This window comes from Paraburkholderia megapolitana (assembly GCF_007556815.1).
Taxonomy (GTDB): Bacteria; Pseudomonadota; Gammaproteobacteria; order Burkholderiales; family Burkholderiaceae; genus Paraburkholderia; species Paraburkholderia megapolitana.
In genome coordinates this window covers 428,741-443,513 of the sequence record NZ_CP041745.1, presented here as the reverse complement: position 1 = coordinate 443,513, position 14,773 = coordinate 428,741, and the positions used below count along the sequence as shown (strand labels likewise).

18 protein-coding genes are annotated in these 14,773 nt (G+C 62.6%); 4 read left to right on the top strand and 14 right to left on the bottom strand.

What is annotated here, in order from left to right; translation table 11 throughout:
* Nucleotides 1–64 precede the first annotated feature (64 nt).
* On the bottom strand, nt 65–877 hold the full coding sequence (locus FNZ07_RS15370; RefSeq protein ID WP_091009566.1) for a MetQ/NlpA family ABC transporter substrate-binding protein: 813 nt from the start codon (nt 875–877) through the stop codon (nt 65–67).
* 278 nt (nt 878–1,155) lie between these two features.
* Here FNZ07_RS15370 and FNZ07_RS15365 point away from each other — a divergent pair, with 278 nt between their 5' ends.
* Entirely contained in the window at nt 1,156–1,446 is a 291-nt protein-coding gene (locus FNZ07_RS15365) for a YciI family protein (protein WP_091009563.1), read from the top strand.
* 25 nt (nt 1,447–1,471) lie between these two features.
* Here FNZ07_RS15365 and FNZ07_RS15360 read toward each other — a convergent pair whose 3' ends face one another.
* The 5 genes from FNZ07_RS15360 to FNZ07_RS15340 all read right to left on the bottom strand — a co-directional run bounded on the left by FNZ07_RS15360 (nt 1,472) and on the right by FNZ07_RS15340 (nt 5,579).
* Entirely contained in the window at nt 1,472–2,086 is a 615-nt protein-coding gene (locus FNZ07_RS15360; protein ID WP_091009560.1) for an SCO family protein, read from the bottom strand.
* A gap of 4 nt (nt 2,087–2,090) precedes the next feature.
* Nucleotides 2,091–2,996 (bottom strand): heme o synthase, encoded by a 906-nt coding sequence (cyoE, locus tag FNZ07_RS15355; RefSeq protein WP_091009557.1) that lies wholly within the window; start codon nt 2,994–2,996, stop codon nt 2,091–2,093.
* Between the two features lie 5 nt (nt 2,997–3,001).
* The gene (locus tag FNZ07_RS15350; protein ID WP_091009554.1) at nt 3,002–4,111 is read right to left on the bottom strand and encodes a COX15/CtaA family protein; all 1,110 of its coding nucleotides are present in this window, start codon (nt 4,109–4,111) and stop codon (nt 3,002–3,004) included.
* A 63-nt stretch (nt 4,112–4,174) separates the two neighbouring features.
* Nucleotides 4,175–4,831: an SCO family protein gene (locus FNZ07_RS15345; RefSeq protein WP_091009551.1), complete on the bottom strand. Its 657-nt coding sequence runs from the start codon at nt 4,829–4,831 to the stop codon at nt 4,175–4,177.
* 31 nt (nt 4,832–4,862) lie between these two features.
* A complete protein-coding gene (locus FNZ07_RS15340; protein WP_091009547.1) occupies nt 4,863–5,579 on the bottom strand; it encodes an SURF1 family protein in 717 nt (238 codons plus the stop codon).
* A gap of 114 nt (nt 5,580–5,693) precedes the next feature.
* Here FNZ07_RS15340 and FNZ07_RS15335 point away from each other — a divergent pair, with 114 nt between their 5' ends.
* Entirely contained in the window at nt 5,694–5,903 is a 210-nt protein-coding gene (locus FNZ07_RS15335; RefSeq protein WP_091010884.1) for a twin transmembrane helix small protein, read from the top strand.
* Between the two features lie 298 nt (nt 5,904–6,201).
* Here the strand turns inward: FNZ07_RS15335 and FNZ07_RS15330 are convergent, their stop codons facing one another.
* The 8 genes from FNZ07_RS15330 to FNZ07_RS15300 form a co-directional block, all read right to left on the bottom strand.
* Nucleotides 6,202–7,059, bottom strand: coding sequence for a cytochrome c oxidase subunit 3 (locus FNZ07_RS15330; protein ID WP_091009544.1), 858 nt, complete (start codon nt 7,057–7,059; stop codon nt 6,202–6,204).
* 93 nt (nt 7,060–7,152) lie between these two features.
* Nucleotides 7,153–7,359, bottom strand: a complete 207-nt coding sequence (locus FNZ07_RS15325) for a DUF2970 domain-containing protein (RefSeq protein ID WP_091009540.1) — start codon at nt 7,357–7,359, stop codon at nt 7,153–7,155.
* Nucleotides 7,360–7,395: 36 nt separating this feature from the next.
* On the bottom strand, nt 7,396–7,980 hold the full coding sequence (locus FNZ07_RS15320) for a cytochrome c oxidase assembly protein (protein ID WP_091009535.1): 585 nt from the start codon (nt 7,978–7,980) through the stop codon (nt 7,396–7,398).
* A gap of 57 nt (nt 7,981–8,037) precedes the next feature.
* On the bottom strand, nt 8,038–8,172 hold the full coding sequence (locus FNZ07_RS33655; RefSeq protein WP_091009532.1) for a cytochrome oxidase small assembly protein: 135 nt from the start codon (nt 8,170–8,172) through the stop codon (nt 8,038–8,040).
* 116 nt (nt 8,173–8,288) lie between these two features.
* Nucleotides 8,289–9,902: a cytochrome c oxidase subunit I gene (gene ctaD / locus FNZ07_RS15315; RefSeq protein ID WP_091009528.1), complete on the bottom strand. Its 1,614-nt coding sequence runs from the start codon at nt 9,900–9,902 to the stop codon at nt 8,289–8,291.
* 45 nt (nt 9,903–9,947) lie between these two features.
* Nucleotides 9,948–11,606, bottom strand: coding sequence for a cytochrome c oxidase subunit II (coxB, locus tag FNZ07_RS15310; protein WP_091009525.1), 1,659 nt, complete (start codon nt 11,604–11,606; stop codon nt 9,948–9,950).
* Nucleotides 11,607–11,669: 63 nt separating this feature from the next.
* Nucleotides 11,670–12,143, bottom strand: coding sequence for a DUF2244 domain-containing protein (locus FNZ07_RS15305; RefSeq protein ID WP_170275778.1), 474 nt, complete (start codon nt 12,141–12,143; stop codon nt 11,670–11,672).
* Nucleotides 12,144–12,408: 265 nt separating this feature from the next.
* Nucleotides 12,409–13,374, bottom strand: a complete 966-nt coding sequence (locus FNZ07_RS15300) for a methyltransferase domain-containing protein (RefSeq protein WP_091009521.1) — start codon at nt 13,372–13,374, stop codon at nt 12,409–12,411.
* A gap of 84 nt (nt 13,375–13,458) precedes the next feature.
* Between FNZ07_RS15300 and FNZ07_RS15295 the strand changes: the two genes are divergently transcribed.
* Nucleotides 13,459–14,250, top strand: coding sequence for a ComF family protein (locus tag FNZ07_RS15295; protein WP_091009519.1), 792 nt, complete (start codon nt 13,459–13,461; stop codon nt 14,248–14,250).
* 36 nt (nt 14,251–14,286) lie between these two features.
* Nucleotides 14,287–14,757, top strand: a complete 471-nt coding sequence (trmL, locus tag FNZ07_RS15290; RefSeq protein WP_091009516.1) for a tRNA (uridine(34)/cytosine(34)/5-carboxymethylaminomethyluridine(34)-2'-O)-methyltransferase TrmL — start codon at nt 14,287–14,289, stop codon at nt 14,755–14,757.
* The last annotated feature ends 16 nt before the right edge of the window (nt 14,758–14,773 follow it).

The window sequence follows — 14,773 nt, the reverse complement described above, 5'->3', positions numbered from 1 at the left end:
AAGGCGCCACGGTTTCCCGTGGCGCCTCGCATTCATCGCTGCCGGTAGCGTCAGGCGTCGCACATTAGAACGACGGCACCACCGAACCCTTGAACTCCGTCTTGATGAACTGGCGCACATCTTCCGATTGATATGCGGCCACCAGCTTCTTCACCCACGGCTTGTCCTTGTCCTGCGTGCGCACGGCGATCAGGTTCGCGTACGGGCTGTGCACGTCTTCAAGTGCGATCGCATCTTTGGTCGGCTGCAGGTTGGCGGCAAGCGCGTAGTTGGTGTTGATCGCAGCGACGTCGACGTCCGCCAGCGAGCGCGGCAGTTGCGCCGCATCGAGTTCGATCAGTTTCACTTTCTTCGGATTCTCCGCGATGTCGAGCGGTGTCGCGCTGCTGCCGCTCGTACCTGCGCCCGCCTTCAGCTTGATCACGCCCTGCGCCTGCAATAACAGCATTGCGCGGTTCTCATTCGACGGATCGTTCGGCACCGCGACCTTCGCGCCCTGCGGCAAGTCCTTCAGCGACTTCAGTTTCTTCGAATAGATGCCGAGCGGCGAAATGTACGTCAAACCCGCGTTGACGATCTTGTAGCCGCGCTGCTTCACCTGGCTGTCGAGGTACGGCTGATGCTGGAAGCTGTTCGCGTCGAGATCGCCGGCGTCGAGTGCGGCGTTCGGTTGAACGTAGTCGTTGAACTCGATGACCTTCACGTTCAGCCCTTCGCGCTTCGCGACCTTCTGGACTACTGCCCAGATCTGCGCGTCGGGTCCGCTGATCGTGCCGACCTTGATGACTTTATCGTCGGCGTGCGCGCCGGCGCTGGTAATAACGGCCGCAACTGCGACCACTGCCGAGAGGGCTTTGAGGATATTTCTGCGCTGCATGTCTTTCTCGCTTTTTCCGCTCGATGTCGGATTCGGGTGAAAGCTGGCGGCGCTGTCCCGTCGCCAACTTGACCGCAAATGGTCTCATACGCGTCGCGGGAAGTGAAATATCGCGATCGTATATGGGTATGCGCTATGGCCGGCGTGGGTTTGCCAGCTTCGGCGCCGGCGGTATCTGCTCGGTGCGTGGATACAAGCAACGGCAAGGGCGCTGAACGATAATGTGCGTCTGCGGATTTGCCCGCTCGCCCGCTTTCTTCTTTATCGCGAGGAACACCATGTACGTTATTGAAATTACCTACACCGTACCGCTCGAACGTGTCGACGATGCGCTCGAAGCTCACCGCGCGTTTCTCGCTCAGCACTTCGAAGCAGGGGTTTTCATCGCTGCGGGGCCGAAGGTGCCGCGCAACGGCGGCGTTATCGTTGCAGCAGGAATCGAGCGCGACAAGCTCGACGAGATTCTCGCGACCGATCCGTTCGCACAACAACAACTCGCGCGTTACGACGTGACGGAGTTCAAGGCGACACGGCTTGCGGCAGGATTGAATCTACCGCTACCGGCGTAGACCTCGCCATCAGCTCAGCGATCGATCAACCCAGCAGCAACTTGAGATCGTGCACCCACGGCGCAGCGCCCTGGCCGTCGCGAACAAAGAGACGCAGCTTGCCCTCCGGATCGAAGACATAGCTCGCAGCCGTGTGATCCATCGTGTAGCTGTCGGGTGTCTTGCCCGGCACCTTCGCGTAGTACACGCGGAAGTCCTTGGTCACCTTGACGAGTTGCGCATCGTCCGTCGGACGCAGACCCACGAACGTCGGATTGAATGCGCTCACGTATTGCCCGAGCAAAGCGGCGGTGTCGCGTTGCGGATCGACGGTGACGAACAGCACCTGGACACGTTTTGCCTCGTCAGGGCCGAGTTGCTGTAGCGCCTGCGACAGTTCGGCCATCGTCGTCGGACATACATCGGGGCAATGCGTATAGCCGAAGAACAGCACGACGGCTTTGCCCTTGTAGTCGGCGAGCGTGCGAGTCTTGCCGCCCGTGTCGGGCAACGCGAAATCGCTACCGAACTGCGTATTGCCGGTGAGGTCGAGATTCTCGAACGCCGGTTCCTTGTTGCAACCAGAAACGAGCGCCGCACCGCCGAGTACACAGGCGATCAGGGCGACGCGCGACGCGCGCGCAAGCCGGGAAGTAAGCATGGTGTTACGCGCCGATCAGGACGCGCGCATAGTGGTCGATCAGCAGCGCGGCGAACAGCAGCGACAGGTACACGATCGAATAGCGGAAGGTCTTGCGCGCGAGCGCGTCCGAATACTCGCGATAGATCTTCCACGCGTAAGCGAGGAACACGGCGCCGAGCAGCACGGCCGAGACGAGATACACGATGCCGCTCATTCCGGAGACGAACGGCATCAGCGTGACGGCAAACAGGATCACCGTGTACAGCAGGATATGGAGCCGCGTGTACTTCTCGCCGTGCGTGTTCGGCAGCATCGGCAGACCGGCGTTTTCGTAGTCTTTGCGGCGATAGAGCGCGAGCGCCCAGAAATGCGGCGGCGTCCACACGAAGATGATCAGCACGAGAATCCACGCATCGCCCGGCACCGCGCCGGTCACCGCGGCCCAACCGAGCGCCGGCGGCATTGCGCCCGACGCACCGCCGATCACGATGTTCTGCGGCGTAGCCGGTTTGAGCAGCAGCGTATAGATGACCGCATAGCCGACGAAGGTGGCGAGCGTGAGCCACATCGTGAGCGGATTGGTGAAGGTGTAGAGCGTCCACATGCCCGCACCGCCGAGCACTGCGGAAAACGTAAGAATCTGCACCGGGGTGATTTCGCCGCGTGCGGATGGCCGCCATGCGGTACGACGCATCATCGCGTCGATCTTCTGTTCGACGAGACAGTTGATCGCGAACGCCGCGCCCGCCAGCAGCCAGATACCGACCGTACCGCCGATCAGCACGGTCCACGGCACCATGCCTGGTGTCGCGAGGAACATACCGATCACCGCGCAGAACACAGCAAGCTGCGTGACACGCGGCTTGGTCAGCGCGATGTACTGGGCGATCCGGCTACCGGGCGAATGGGGGAGAGTTGTGCTGTCCATGTGGGTCACGCTGGCGCGGCATCGCGCGCGGGCAACACGGCGCGGCCGGGACGGCTATAAGCGGTTCGAAAGTTTAGCATAACGAGTAGCAGCAACAGGATTGCGGCACCGCCGTTGTGCGCGACTGCGATCGGTAGCGGCCATTGAAGCACGATATTCGACAGACCGGTGGCGAATTGCACGGCAACCACGAGCAATACACCGTTCGCGGGGCGCCGTAACGAGTCGAAGCGGCGCAGCTTCAACGCGAGCCAGACCAGATACGCGATGACGACGATGGCGAAGGTGCGATGCGTCCAGTGGATCGCGACGAGTGCGTCCTGGGTGATCACATCGCCATCGCCGGTCATGCCGAGTGCGCGCCACAAATGAAAGCCGTGGCCGAAGTCCATCGACGGGAGCCACTGGCCGTTGCAGGTCGGGAAATCGGTGCAGGCGAGCACTGCGTAATTCGTGCTGACCCAACCACCGAGTGCGATCTGCACGATCAGCAGCACCAGCCCGGCGAGCGCCGCAGCGCGCCAGCGTGAGATTTCCGGCTCATAGACGGGCAATGGTGTCATCCGTGCGGCAAGCCATCCGAGTCCGCCCAGAAGTGCGAGCCCGAGCAGTAAGTGTGTTGTGACGATCACCGGCTGCAGCTTCATCGTGACGGTCCACGCGCCGAACGCGCCCTGCACGAGAATCAGCAGCAGCAGCGACGTCGGCCACCACGGCGATACGTGCAAAGGCCGGCGACGCAGCCGCGCACTCCACGCGATCAGCGTCTGCGCGATGATCAGCACACCGATCGCCATCGCGAAGTAGCGGTGAATCATCTCGATCCACGCCTTGCTCATGCTGACGGGACCCGTTGGCAGCGCCGTGTGCGCAGCCGTGATCGCCGCATGCGCGATGAACGGCGACGACGTGCCGTAGCAGCCTGGCCAATCGGGGCAGCCGAGCCCGGAGTCGGTCAGCCGCGTGAAGCCGCCGAACATCACGAGGTCGAGCGTCAGGAACGTCGTGACCCACACGAGCTTGCGGAATTTGTTGTCGTCGGCCTTGACCCACACATACGACAGCGGCAACAGCGCGATGCACACGCCGATCAAGCCCAGTTGCAGTACGAACATCTGTCTACCCTTCTCGCAATACGTCACACCTGTCGCGCGCTTCGCACTTGCTACATGCGTACATCAACCGATGCTCGACCACTTCAGCAGCTTCGTAATGTCGCCCTTGATCTTGCTCGGGTTCGGATCTTTCGGGAAACGCATCATCAGATTGCCGTTCGGATCGACCACGTAGATGTGATCGGTCAGCTTCGTGCCGGCATCAACCGGCAGCCATGCGGCGATCGCCGCCGGATCGGCTACCAGCATGCCGGTCTCCGGATACGCCTTCTGGATCACGTCGGGCACCGGCTTCGCATCGGTGCGCAGCCAGACGCTGACCACGCGTTCGCGTTCGCCGCCCTGCGCGACGCGAATCTGCCGCATGAAAAAGAGCTTCGTCACGCACGCCTTGTCGCAATCGCTGCTGTCGACGGCGATCATCAGCCAGCGGCCATGCATCGAAGCGAGCTTGATCGGCTTGCCGTCCTCGCCGGTCACCACGAGCGACTCCGGAATCGGCCGTTGCGGGTCGATCAGTGTGCCGTAGCTGGTCGTGCCGCCAGTCGGTTTGATCACGTAGTAGGTGAAATAGGACGCGACGACAGGCGCCGCGCATATCACGGCGAGCAGCAGCAGCATCCAGCGACCGCGCCGCCATGAGCCTGCCGGCTTGCTGCGTTGCGCGGCGTTTGCCGCAGGTTTGCCGGACTGCGGCGAACGGGAAGTTTGTATCGACACTGCTGTCCTCTTTCAATAATGATCCGGCGCGTCACGCACCGGACAACTGCTCTTTCTTCGCCGCGCGCCGCGCCGCGTACAAACCAAACACAAGCGCCGCGATCGCCATGCCCCACCACTGCAGCATGTAGCCGTAGTTGCGCTCGACCCCGGTGGTCGGCGCGGGCCAGTCGCGCACGAGCCGGTCGCCGTCGTCGCTCACCTGCTGGATCACGAACGGCTGCAGCGGCAGACCTGTTTCCGCCGCATACGCCGCGACGTCGAGATTCTGCCGAATCACCTGATGCGCGGCCGATCCGCCTTGCCCCAACTCGAACGCCTTGCTCGCATCGGCACGCGCAATGCCTTCGATCTCGATCTCGCCCTTCGGCGTGTCGTACGGCTCGATTGCCGTGCGCTCGCTAGCATTGCGAGGCAACCAGCCGCGATTGACGAGCACGTAGCCGCCGCCCGCGAGTTTAAAGGGCATCACGACATAGAAGCCCGCCTGATCGTTATACGGCCGATTATCGAGGTAGACGACCCGTTCCGGCACGAACTGCCCAAGCGCGCGCACCCGATGAAACTCGATGTCCTTCAGCGCGACCGGTGCGCCACCGATCGTCTGCGCCGGCGCATGTTCGAACTGCTCGATGTGCGCCTGCAGCGCTTCCTTCTGATGCGCGCGATCGCGCTGCCAGAAGCCGAGCCGCACTGTCAGCGCGACGACCACGAGAATCAGCAGGGCCGGGAGCCAGCGGATCTTCATCGGGCCTGCCCTACGTGCGTCACGTGCCTTACGCGCCCTGCCTGCATACGGCGGACAATGCGCGGTGCGATAATAAGCACGTCGCTCCGGCGCTCTCGATTCATAGTGGGTTTCATGCACATACTCGTTCCTATCGCCTTTGCCCTGATCATTGCCAGCATGGCCTCGGCGCTCTACTTCATGATGCACGACCGCGGTCAGACGAAGCGTATGGTCTGGTCGCTGGCGACCCGTGTGGGCCTGTCGATCTCGCTGTTCCTGTTCATCCTGTTCGCGCACTGGATGGGCTGGATTCAGTCCACCGGCATTCCGATCGGCCGCTAGGGCTGTTCGCATCGCTCGCAGTGCAGCGCAACGCCGATACGTCGCGCTACGCGACTCTACGCTGCGTTAAAGACCCACACCTGCGACAGCATGTCGCGCCTTACGCGGCCCTTCACGTAACAGGCAACGCGCTCGCCGCGCACACTATCGCCCCATCAAACAAAACGCCGCCCTGACACGGTCGAGGGCGGCGATGAGTCATTCCTGCATCCTTGTACTGCGCTCAGCAGCTTTTACCGCCGCGGCGCAACGTACTGCAGCGCGCGCCGGCCACTGCATGCGCGCGGCCGGGCCAACGTTACAGCCAGTAGACGACGACGTACAGCCCGAGCCACACGACGTCCACAAAGTGCCAGTACCACGCGGCGCCTTCGAATGCGAAGTGATGATCCGCCGTGAAGTGCCCGCGGATCAACCGCACCAGCACGACCGTGAGCATCGTACCGCCGAGGAACACGTGGAAACCGTGAAAACCGGTGAGCAGGAAGAACGTCGAACCATACACACCCGATGCGAGCGTCAGGTTCAGCTCGTTATACGCGTGGAAGTATTCGAAGCCCTGCAGGAACAGGAAGCAGACGCCGAGCAGGATGGTCGCCGCCAGCCACACGATCGCCTTGTTGCGATGATTTTCGCGCAGCGCATGGTGCGAGACCGTCAGCGTCGCACCCGATGACAGCAGCAGCGCCGTGTTGATCGTCGGTACCGGCCACGGTGTCATCGACTTGAAGCTCGACACGAGCGCAGCGGGCCCGTTGTTCGGCCACACCGCCGAGAAGTCCGGCCAGATCAACTTGTAGTCGAGGCTGCCGAGTTCATGCAGCGCGATCTGGCGCGCGTAGAACAGCGCGCCGAAGAACGCGCCGAAGAACATCACTTCGGAGAAGATGAACCAGCTCATGCTCCAGCGGTACGACAGATCGACGCGCTTGCCGTACATCCCGCCTTCGGACTCGGAGATCGCATCGCCGAACCAGTGATACAGCACATACAGCAACCACAGCAGACCGGCGAGCGCGGTGAGCGGCGCCCACGTTTCACCGTTCACCCATGCCGCCAGCGAACCGAGAATGACCAGCAGCCCAAGGGCTGCGGTGATCGGATGCCGCGACGGGTGCGGTACGAAATAGTACGGGCTCTCGTTTTGACCGCTCATGCTTGATTCTCCACTTCAGTCCAGTTGTTCCGGAAGCTCCGGCTGTATCTTATACGGCGCCCAGGTGCTGCGCCGTTCACGCTTATAACTGCTTCATCCCACCACGGCGCGCACGATCAGAATCAGCGCACCGATAAAGATTGCAGCGCCGATCAGCGCAGCGAGCACGACATGCAGCGGGTTCAGCTCCGTTGCGTCCGCTTCGAGATCGCGCCGTTTGCGCACACCCAGAAACGACCACATCACGGCCTTCATCGAACGGCCGAAGCTGCTTTTGCTGCGCCCGCTGTCGTCTCCCATCTGTCTCGCCTCGCTTTTGCTTTGTTCCGCGTCCGCTCAGGCGGGATTCGCCGCCGTCCCGCGCACAACCGGCGCAGGCGTATTCAATTCGAAGAACGTGTAGGACAGCGTGATCGTCTTCACGTCCTTCGGTAATTTCGGATCGACGACGAACACCACAGGCATCCGTTTCGTCTCGTTCGCAGTCAACGTCTGCTGCGTAAAGCAAAAACATTCGATCTTCTTGAAGTACTCGGTCGCCTGCTTCGGCGCGTAGCTCGGAATGGCCTGCGCCTGAATCGTGCGCGCCTGCTCGTTCGAGACTTCGTATATCACCGTCGTCACTTCGCCAGGGTGCACATCGAGGCTGCGCTGCTCCGGCCTGAAACCCAACGGACCGCGCGCGTTCGCATCGAATTCGATCGAGATCGTGCGGCTCATGTCCACCTGCGTGTTCTTCGCTTCGCGTGCGGTGGCATCGCGCTGCACGAGGTTGTTGATGCCGGTGATCTGACAGATCGCGCGATACATCGGCACCAGCGCAAACCCGAAGCCGAACATCAGCGCGGCAACCACGACGAGCTTCACCAGCATCGAACGGTTAAAAGAGCGATCGGCCTCGGCCGGGTCCTGCGTCGACATCGAACGTCCTTAACGAACTTACCTGCGAAACCAACACGCGAAAACTTCGCCAATGCGTCAGGCGAAAAACACCTGCCTGATGAAGATACCCACAAAAAAAGCGGCGGCAACACCGAGCAGTATCAAGCCCAGCCGTTTGTTGCTCGCACGGATCTGTTCCGGCGTACGCCCTTTTTGTGGATTCCCGCTCATGCTGGACTGCCTTGTTGCTTCATTCATGCTGCTTCATTCATCGATAACGGCGCCATGTTTGCGCGGCGCTCCGGTCAGACTCACAGCGGGACCGGAACGCCGCGCGGGAATACGGCTTACTCGACTGTCGGCGGATGCTCGAAGGTATGGAACGGGGCCGGGCTCGGCACCGTCCACTCGAGACCTTCCGCGCCGTCCCACGGCTTGTCGCCAGCCTCTACGAGACCGTGACCGCCGCGATAGGCCGGCAGCGCAACCGCGAACAGGAAGTACACCTGTGCGAGACCGAAGCCGAACGCGCCAATCGTGATGACCTGGTTCCAGTCGGTGAACTGCGCCGGGTAATCAGCGTAACGACGCGGCATCCCGGCGAGCCCGACGAAGTGCATCGGCAGGAACGCGAGGTTGAAGAAGATCATCGACGCCCAGAAGTGGATCTTGCCGCGCGTCTCGTTGTACATCCAGCCGGTCCACTTCGGCGCCCAGTAGTACCACCCTGAGAACAAGCCGAATAGCGAGCCCGCCACCAGCACATAGTGGAAGTGGGCGACCACGAAATAGGTACCGTGATACTGGATGTCGAGCGGCGCCATCGCGAGCATCAGCCCCGTCAGACCGCCGAACGTGAACACGAACAGGAAGCCGACCGCGAACAGCATCGGGGTTTCGAAGGTCAACGAACCACGCCACATCGTCGCGACCCAGTTGAACACCTTCACGCCCGTCGGCACAGCGATCAGCATCGTCGCGTACATGAAGAACAGCTGGCCCGTCACCGGCATGCCGGTCGCGAACATGTGGTGCGCCCAGACCATGAACGACAGGATCGCGATCGATGCCGTTGCGTACACCATCGAGCTATAGCCGAACAGCGGCTTGCGCGCGAACGCCGGGATCACCTGCGAGACGATCCCGAACGCCGGCAAGATCATGATGTACACCTCGGGGTGACCGAAGAACCAGAAGATGTGCTGATACATCACCGGGTCGCCGCCGCCTGCCGCGTTGAAGAACGACGTACCGAAGTGGCGGTCGAACAGCACCATCGTGATCGCCCCGGCCAGAACCGGCATCACGGCGATCAGCAGATAGGCGGTGATCAGCCAGGTCCACACGAACATCGGCATCTTCATCAGCGTGAGGCCGGGTGCGCGCATGTTCAGGATCGTCACGACGATGTTGATCCCACCCATGATCGACGACGCACCCATGATGTGGATCGCGAAAATCGCGAAGTCCATACCCGGGCCCATCTGCGTGGAGAGCGGTGCATACAGCGTCCAGCCCGCAGCGGTCGCGCCGCCCGGTGCGAAGAACGAACCGACCAGCAGGACGGCTGCAACCGGCAACAGCCAGAAGCTGAAGTTGTTCATCCGCGCAAAGGCCATGTCCGATGCGCCGATCTGCAGCGGGATCATCCAGTTCGCGAAGCCGACGAACGCCGGCATGATCGCGCCGAAGACCATGATCAGCCCGTGCATCGTGGTCAACTGGTTGAAGAACTCGGGACGCATGATCTGCAGTCCGGGTTCGAACAGTTCCGAGCGGATCAGCAGCGCCATCACGCCGCCGGACAGGAACATGATGAACGAGAACAACAGGTACAGCGTACCGATGTCCTTATGGTTGGTCGCGAACAGCCAGCGGCGCCAGCCATGGGGCAACTCGTGCGCATGGTCGCCGTGCACGTGCTCGTGACCCGCGGCTACATCGTGTCCGATGCTAGACATGACAATCTCCTAAAACGAATACTGCTGCGGCTGTGTGCGTATGCATCAGGCGGCCGGGCTGATCTCAACACGCCGGGCTTCTTTCGCGTCGCTACCGCCCGTGACGGTTTCCGGCTTCTTCAAGATGATGTGGTCTTCGGCGATACCGGCCGTTTTCAATGCATCGCGCACGGCTTGCGCGCGATGCTTCGAGAGTTCGGCATTGGTCGCGGCCGAGCCGCTCGCATCGGTGAAACCCGACAATGTGAGCTTCGCATCCGGATGGGCTTTCGCGTAGGCCGATGCGGCATCGATCGCCGCTTTCGCGTCGGCCGGCAGCGTGCTCTTGCCGATGTCGAAGTAGATGCTGGCGGGCAACGCGGCTTGCGAAGCTGCTGCGCTATCCGAGGCACCCGACGCGGCCGGCGCTGCAGTTGCCCCCGATGCCGCGGCATCCGCGCCGCTCGCCGCTGCTGCACCGCTTGCCGCAGTAGCATCGCTTGCACCGGCTGCTGCGCTCGCGAGATGGTCGCCGCCTTCGGGCATCTTGCCGTTACGGGCATCCGCGACCTGCTTCGGCTGGAGAATGTCGCCTGTGTGGTTGCCCCACGAGTTACGTTCGTACGTGATCACCGAAGCGATCTCGACGTCGTTGAGCGTGTTGCCCCATACCGGCATCGCACCCTTGCCGTGCAGCACGATGCTCACGTGCTGCGCAATCGGGCCGTTGGCAATCTTGCTGCCGTCGAGCGCCGGGAACGCGCCCGCGCCCTTGCCGTTCGGCTGGTGGCAGACCGCGCAGTTCGCCGTGTACACCTTGCCGCCACGATCGAGCAGTTCGGCGAGCGTATAGGTCTTGTTCGGATCGTCAGCGGCGGCGGCCATCAGCTTCTTCTGATCGTCGACCCACTTCGCGTAGTCGTCGGCGGACAGCACTTCGACGACGACCGGCATGAACGCGTGTTCCTTGCCGCAAAGCTCAGTACAGAAACCGCGGAACGTACCGGTCTTGTCAGCCTTGAACCACGTGTCGCGCACGAAGCCCGGAATCGCATCCTGCTTCACGCCGAACGCCGGGACGTACCACGAGTGCACGACGTCGTTCGCTGTGGTGATGATGCGGATCTTCTTGTCGACCGGGACGACGAGCGGATGATCGACTTCCTGCAGATAGGTATCGCTGATCGGCGATGTGCCGTCCGTTTCGCTACGCGGCGTGGACAGCGTGGACAGGAAGTTGATCCCTTCGCCCGGACCCTTCACGTAGTCGTAACCCCACTTCCACTGGTAGCCCGTGACCTTGATGGTGAGGTCGGCGTTGGTCGTGTCCTTCATCGCGACGACGGTCTTGGTGGCGGGCAGCGCCATCAGCACGACGATGATGAACGGGACGATCGTCCAGATGATTTCGACGGTGGTGCTTTCGTGGAAATTGGCCGCCTTGTGGCCTTTCGATTTGCGGTGCGCAAAGATCGAATAGAACATCACGCCGAACACGCCGATGAAGATCACCGTGCAGAGGATCAGCATGAACGTATGGAGGCCGTAGAGCTCCTCGGCGATCTTCGTGGCGGGCGCCTGGATATTGATCTCGTTGACGCGGGGACCGCCGGGACTGTCGCCTACCGCCAGGGCCGCGCCGGCGAAGAGCAATCCGCCACACGCCAGCACGCCCGAGAGGGCTCGCTTGATTGTTTTCATAGCTTCCTTACCCAAAATTTCCATTCAAACCCTCGACCCCGCAGGAAGGTTGTGCCGCGCCTCCTCGCAACGGCACGGCTCGCCGTATCAGCAACGCCTGAGCCACATACGCAGCTCGGCGGCGAACTGCGCGCGCCGATACTGCGCCAGATGCAGCCCGATCGTGATCGTCTCTCCACGCGACACCAGCTTGATGCGGTCCCGCGGCGTTGCGCCCGGCTCAATCCTCACCCAGCGCGGATTGAATTCGAACTGCGTGACCCGCTCGGCGCTGACCTGTTCGACGACGAGCCGGTTGGGAAACAGCCGGATGCGCTCGTAGTCGACAGCATGGCGCGCGTATATTGCAAAAGCCACTCCAACCGCCAGCAAATCGATACCGGTAAACGGCAACACCAGCCAGGCGCCGCGCAAGACCAGTACCAATGCAATCAACAACGAGAACGCCGCAAGCGACATATAGAAACACACGAACTGCCGTGGCGATACCGAACAGTTGCGCTTCATGAGCCAGTCTCGCAGGACCGGCTCAGAATCTGTCAGCAGATCTGTAGCATCCATCGCTGTCTCCTGCGAACCGGCGCCGACTGCTGCAAGCACCGCCAGCGGCAAGGCATACCGCCCTTCGGCGCTGCGGGCCTGCCGCTCAAGTGTGGGAACCCCGAGCGACAAACTGACGCATTATAGGCGGGTTCAATGGCATCCACAAGCAAGCGTCTATCGGCTCGCAAGCCAGGCGCGACAAGCCTCTGCGCCATTTCGACGCAGTCTTGCAAGCGCTTTTTGGCCGCGAATTCCAGACATAACAGATGCCCTCTTTACCGCTTCAACGATTCTTCCCCAAGCCTCGCCCGATGTCCTCGAGACGAACGATGCCGTGTCCTTCGGCCGTGGTGCGCGGCACGGCTTTCCATGCGTGGCCGTAGATCACTTCGAAGGTGAGCGCGATCGTGCCGTCGGGGCCGCGGCGCGCTTCCAGCGCGGCCAGCAGCGCGCGATGCAGACGGCGCGCGGCCTGCGGCGATGCGTCATCGCGCACGAACGGGTAGGCGCCCCAGCGACGGACGTCGGCGAGCAGCGACTCCGGCGAACGATAGGTGATGGTCAATGTTTCCTGGTCCATCACCGGAATCTCGAAGCCGCTTTCCACCAGCATGTCGCCGAGATCGTGCATGTCGACGAAATCGATCACGTGCGCGCGCGCGCCGAGTCCGTGCGCGGCATCGACCTGGGCGTATGCACTGCGCAATTCTTTCAGTGTGTCGGGACCGAGCGTGCTGAACATCAGCAGGCCATTCACCTTGAGTACGCGTTGCCACTCAGGGAAAACCAGATCAGGACGTGAGTGCCAGTGCAGCGCGAGATTGGACCAGACGAATTCGAACGCGCCTGCGGCGAACGGCAGCGCGGAGAAGTCAGCCTGCGCGAAGCGCGGGCCGCGGGTACCGAGCGCCCTGCCGATCGACGCCGGCAGGAAGCGGCGCCAGCTCGTGTCGCCGCCATCGTGATCGAGCGCGCGGCTCAGCATCGCATGCGACAGATCGGTGCCGAACACCGGTGCTTCGGGAAAGCGCTCGCGCAGCGCGGGCAGGTCCTCGCCCGCGCCGCAGCCGGCGTCGAGCACGCTGGCCGGATTGATCTTGATGTAGTCGAGACGCTCGCGCATGCGCTGGGCGATCTCGCGCGGGAGAAAGGCGACGTCGTCGAAGGTGGCGGCGCGGCGGTCGAAAATCCGCCGCAGGCGCCGGGAATCGTAGGCCGGACGGCTGGATTTTGCAGGCTGTGGGGGCATGGGAGTCGTACGGGCGAAGTGTGCGAAGTATACTCGCTCGCTCCTATCCGTTCAGCGCAGGAGGCCTTCGCGGGCGGTCCAGTCATGCCATTGCCGGCTTTGTCATCCGTTTCTCCATCGCTGAACCTGCGGGTTGCGCGTATCGCGCGACGCGTGGGCACCGCGTTGCCGTCCCTCGCCCACGCGCTGCTACCCAATCTGTGCGCGTTATGCGGCAATTTGTCGCAGCAGGTGATCTGTACCGACTGCGACGCCGCTTACTGGAATGAAGCACGTCTGCGCTGCCGGGTCTGCGCGGTACCGCTCGGACGATTCCGGCATGCGGCGACAGCCGGCTATCGGTGTGGCGACTGCGTCGCGGAACCACCGTCGTTCGATGCGACGTTCGCGCTGGCCGACTATCGGCCGCCGCTCGATGCGCTCGCCACTGGTCTGAAGTTTGGCGCCCGGTTGATGCTCGCGCGGGAATTCGCGTCGCGCCTCGCACGCGTGGCCGACGACGCGCTCGAAGCGACCGCCCGGCCCGACCTCGTGGTGCCGGTACCGCTCGCGCGGCGGCGGCTGGTGCAGCGCGGCTACAACCAGGCGTGGGAAATCGCGAAGCCGTTCGCCCGCGCGCTGCAGCTGCCCGCCGATCCAACGCTGCTGGTTCGCACGCTCGATACCGCGCCGCAGTCGCGACTCGATCGCGCTGCACGGCATCGGAACGTCGGGACAGCATTCGTCGTGACAAAGCCAGTGAGCGGTCTGCACGTCGCGGTCGTCGACGACGTGATGACGAGCGGCGCCACACTCGATGCGCTCGCGCGCGCGCTCAAGACAGCAGGTGCGCAACGCGTGACCGGCCTCGTTGCGCTACGCACACCGCAAGACTAGTCCTCCAACGCTTTCTATCTGTTCCCAGCTACCGCCATGTTCAACGTCGTTCTTGTCGAACCGGAAATTCCGCCCAATACCGGCAACGTGATTCGCCTGTGCGCCAACACCGGCGCGCGGCTGCATCTGATCGAGCCGCTAGGCTTCCCGCTCGACGACGCAAAAATGCGTCGCGCTGGCCTCGACTATCACGAGTACGCGCAGATGCATGTTCATGCGAACTGGTCCGCGTTCCTCGCAACCGAGACACCCGACCCCGCACGCATGTTTGCGTTCACGACACGCGGCGCCGGGCGTTTTCATGCGCATGCGTTCCTGCCTGGCGACTGGTTCGTGTTCGGCGCGGAGACGCGCGGTCTGCCCGATGCGGTGCTCGACGGCTTTGCGAACGAACAGCGCGTGCGCCTGCCGATGCGACCAGGCAACCGCAGCCTGAATCTGTCGAATACGGTGGCGATCGTGGTGTTCGAAGCGTGGCGTCAGGCGGGCTTCGAAGGGGGCGAGTGAGGGCGCGTGGCTTCGG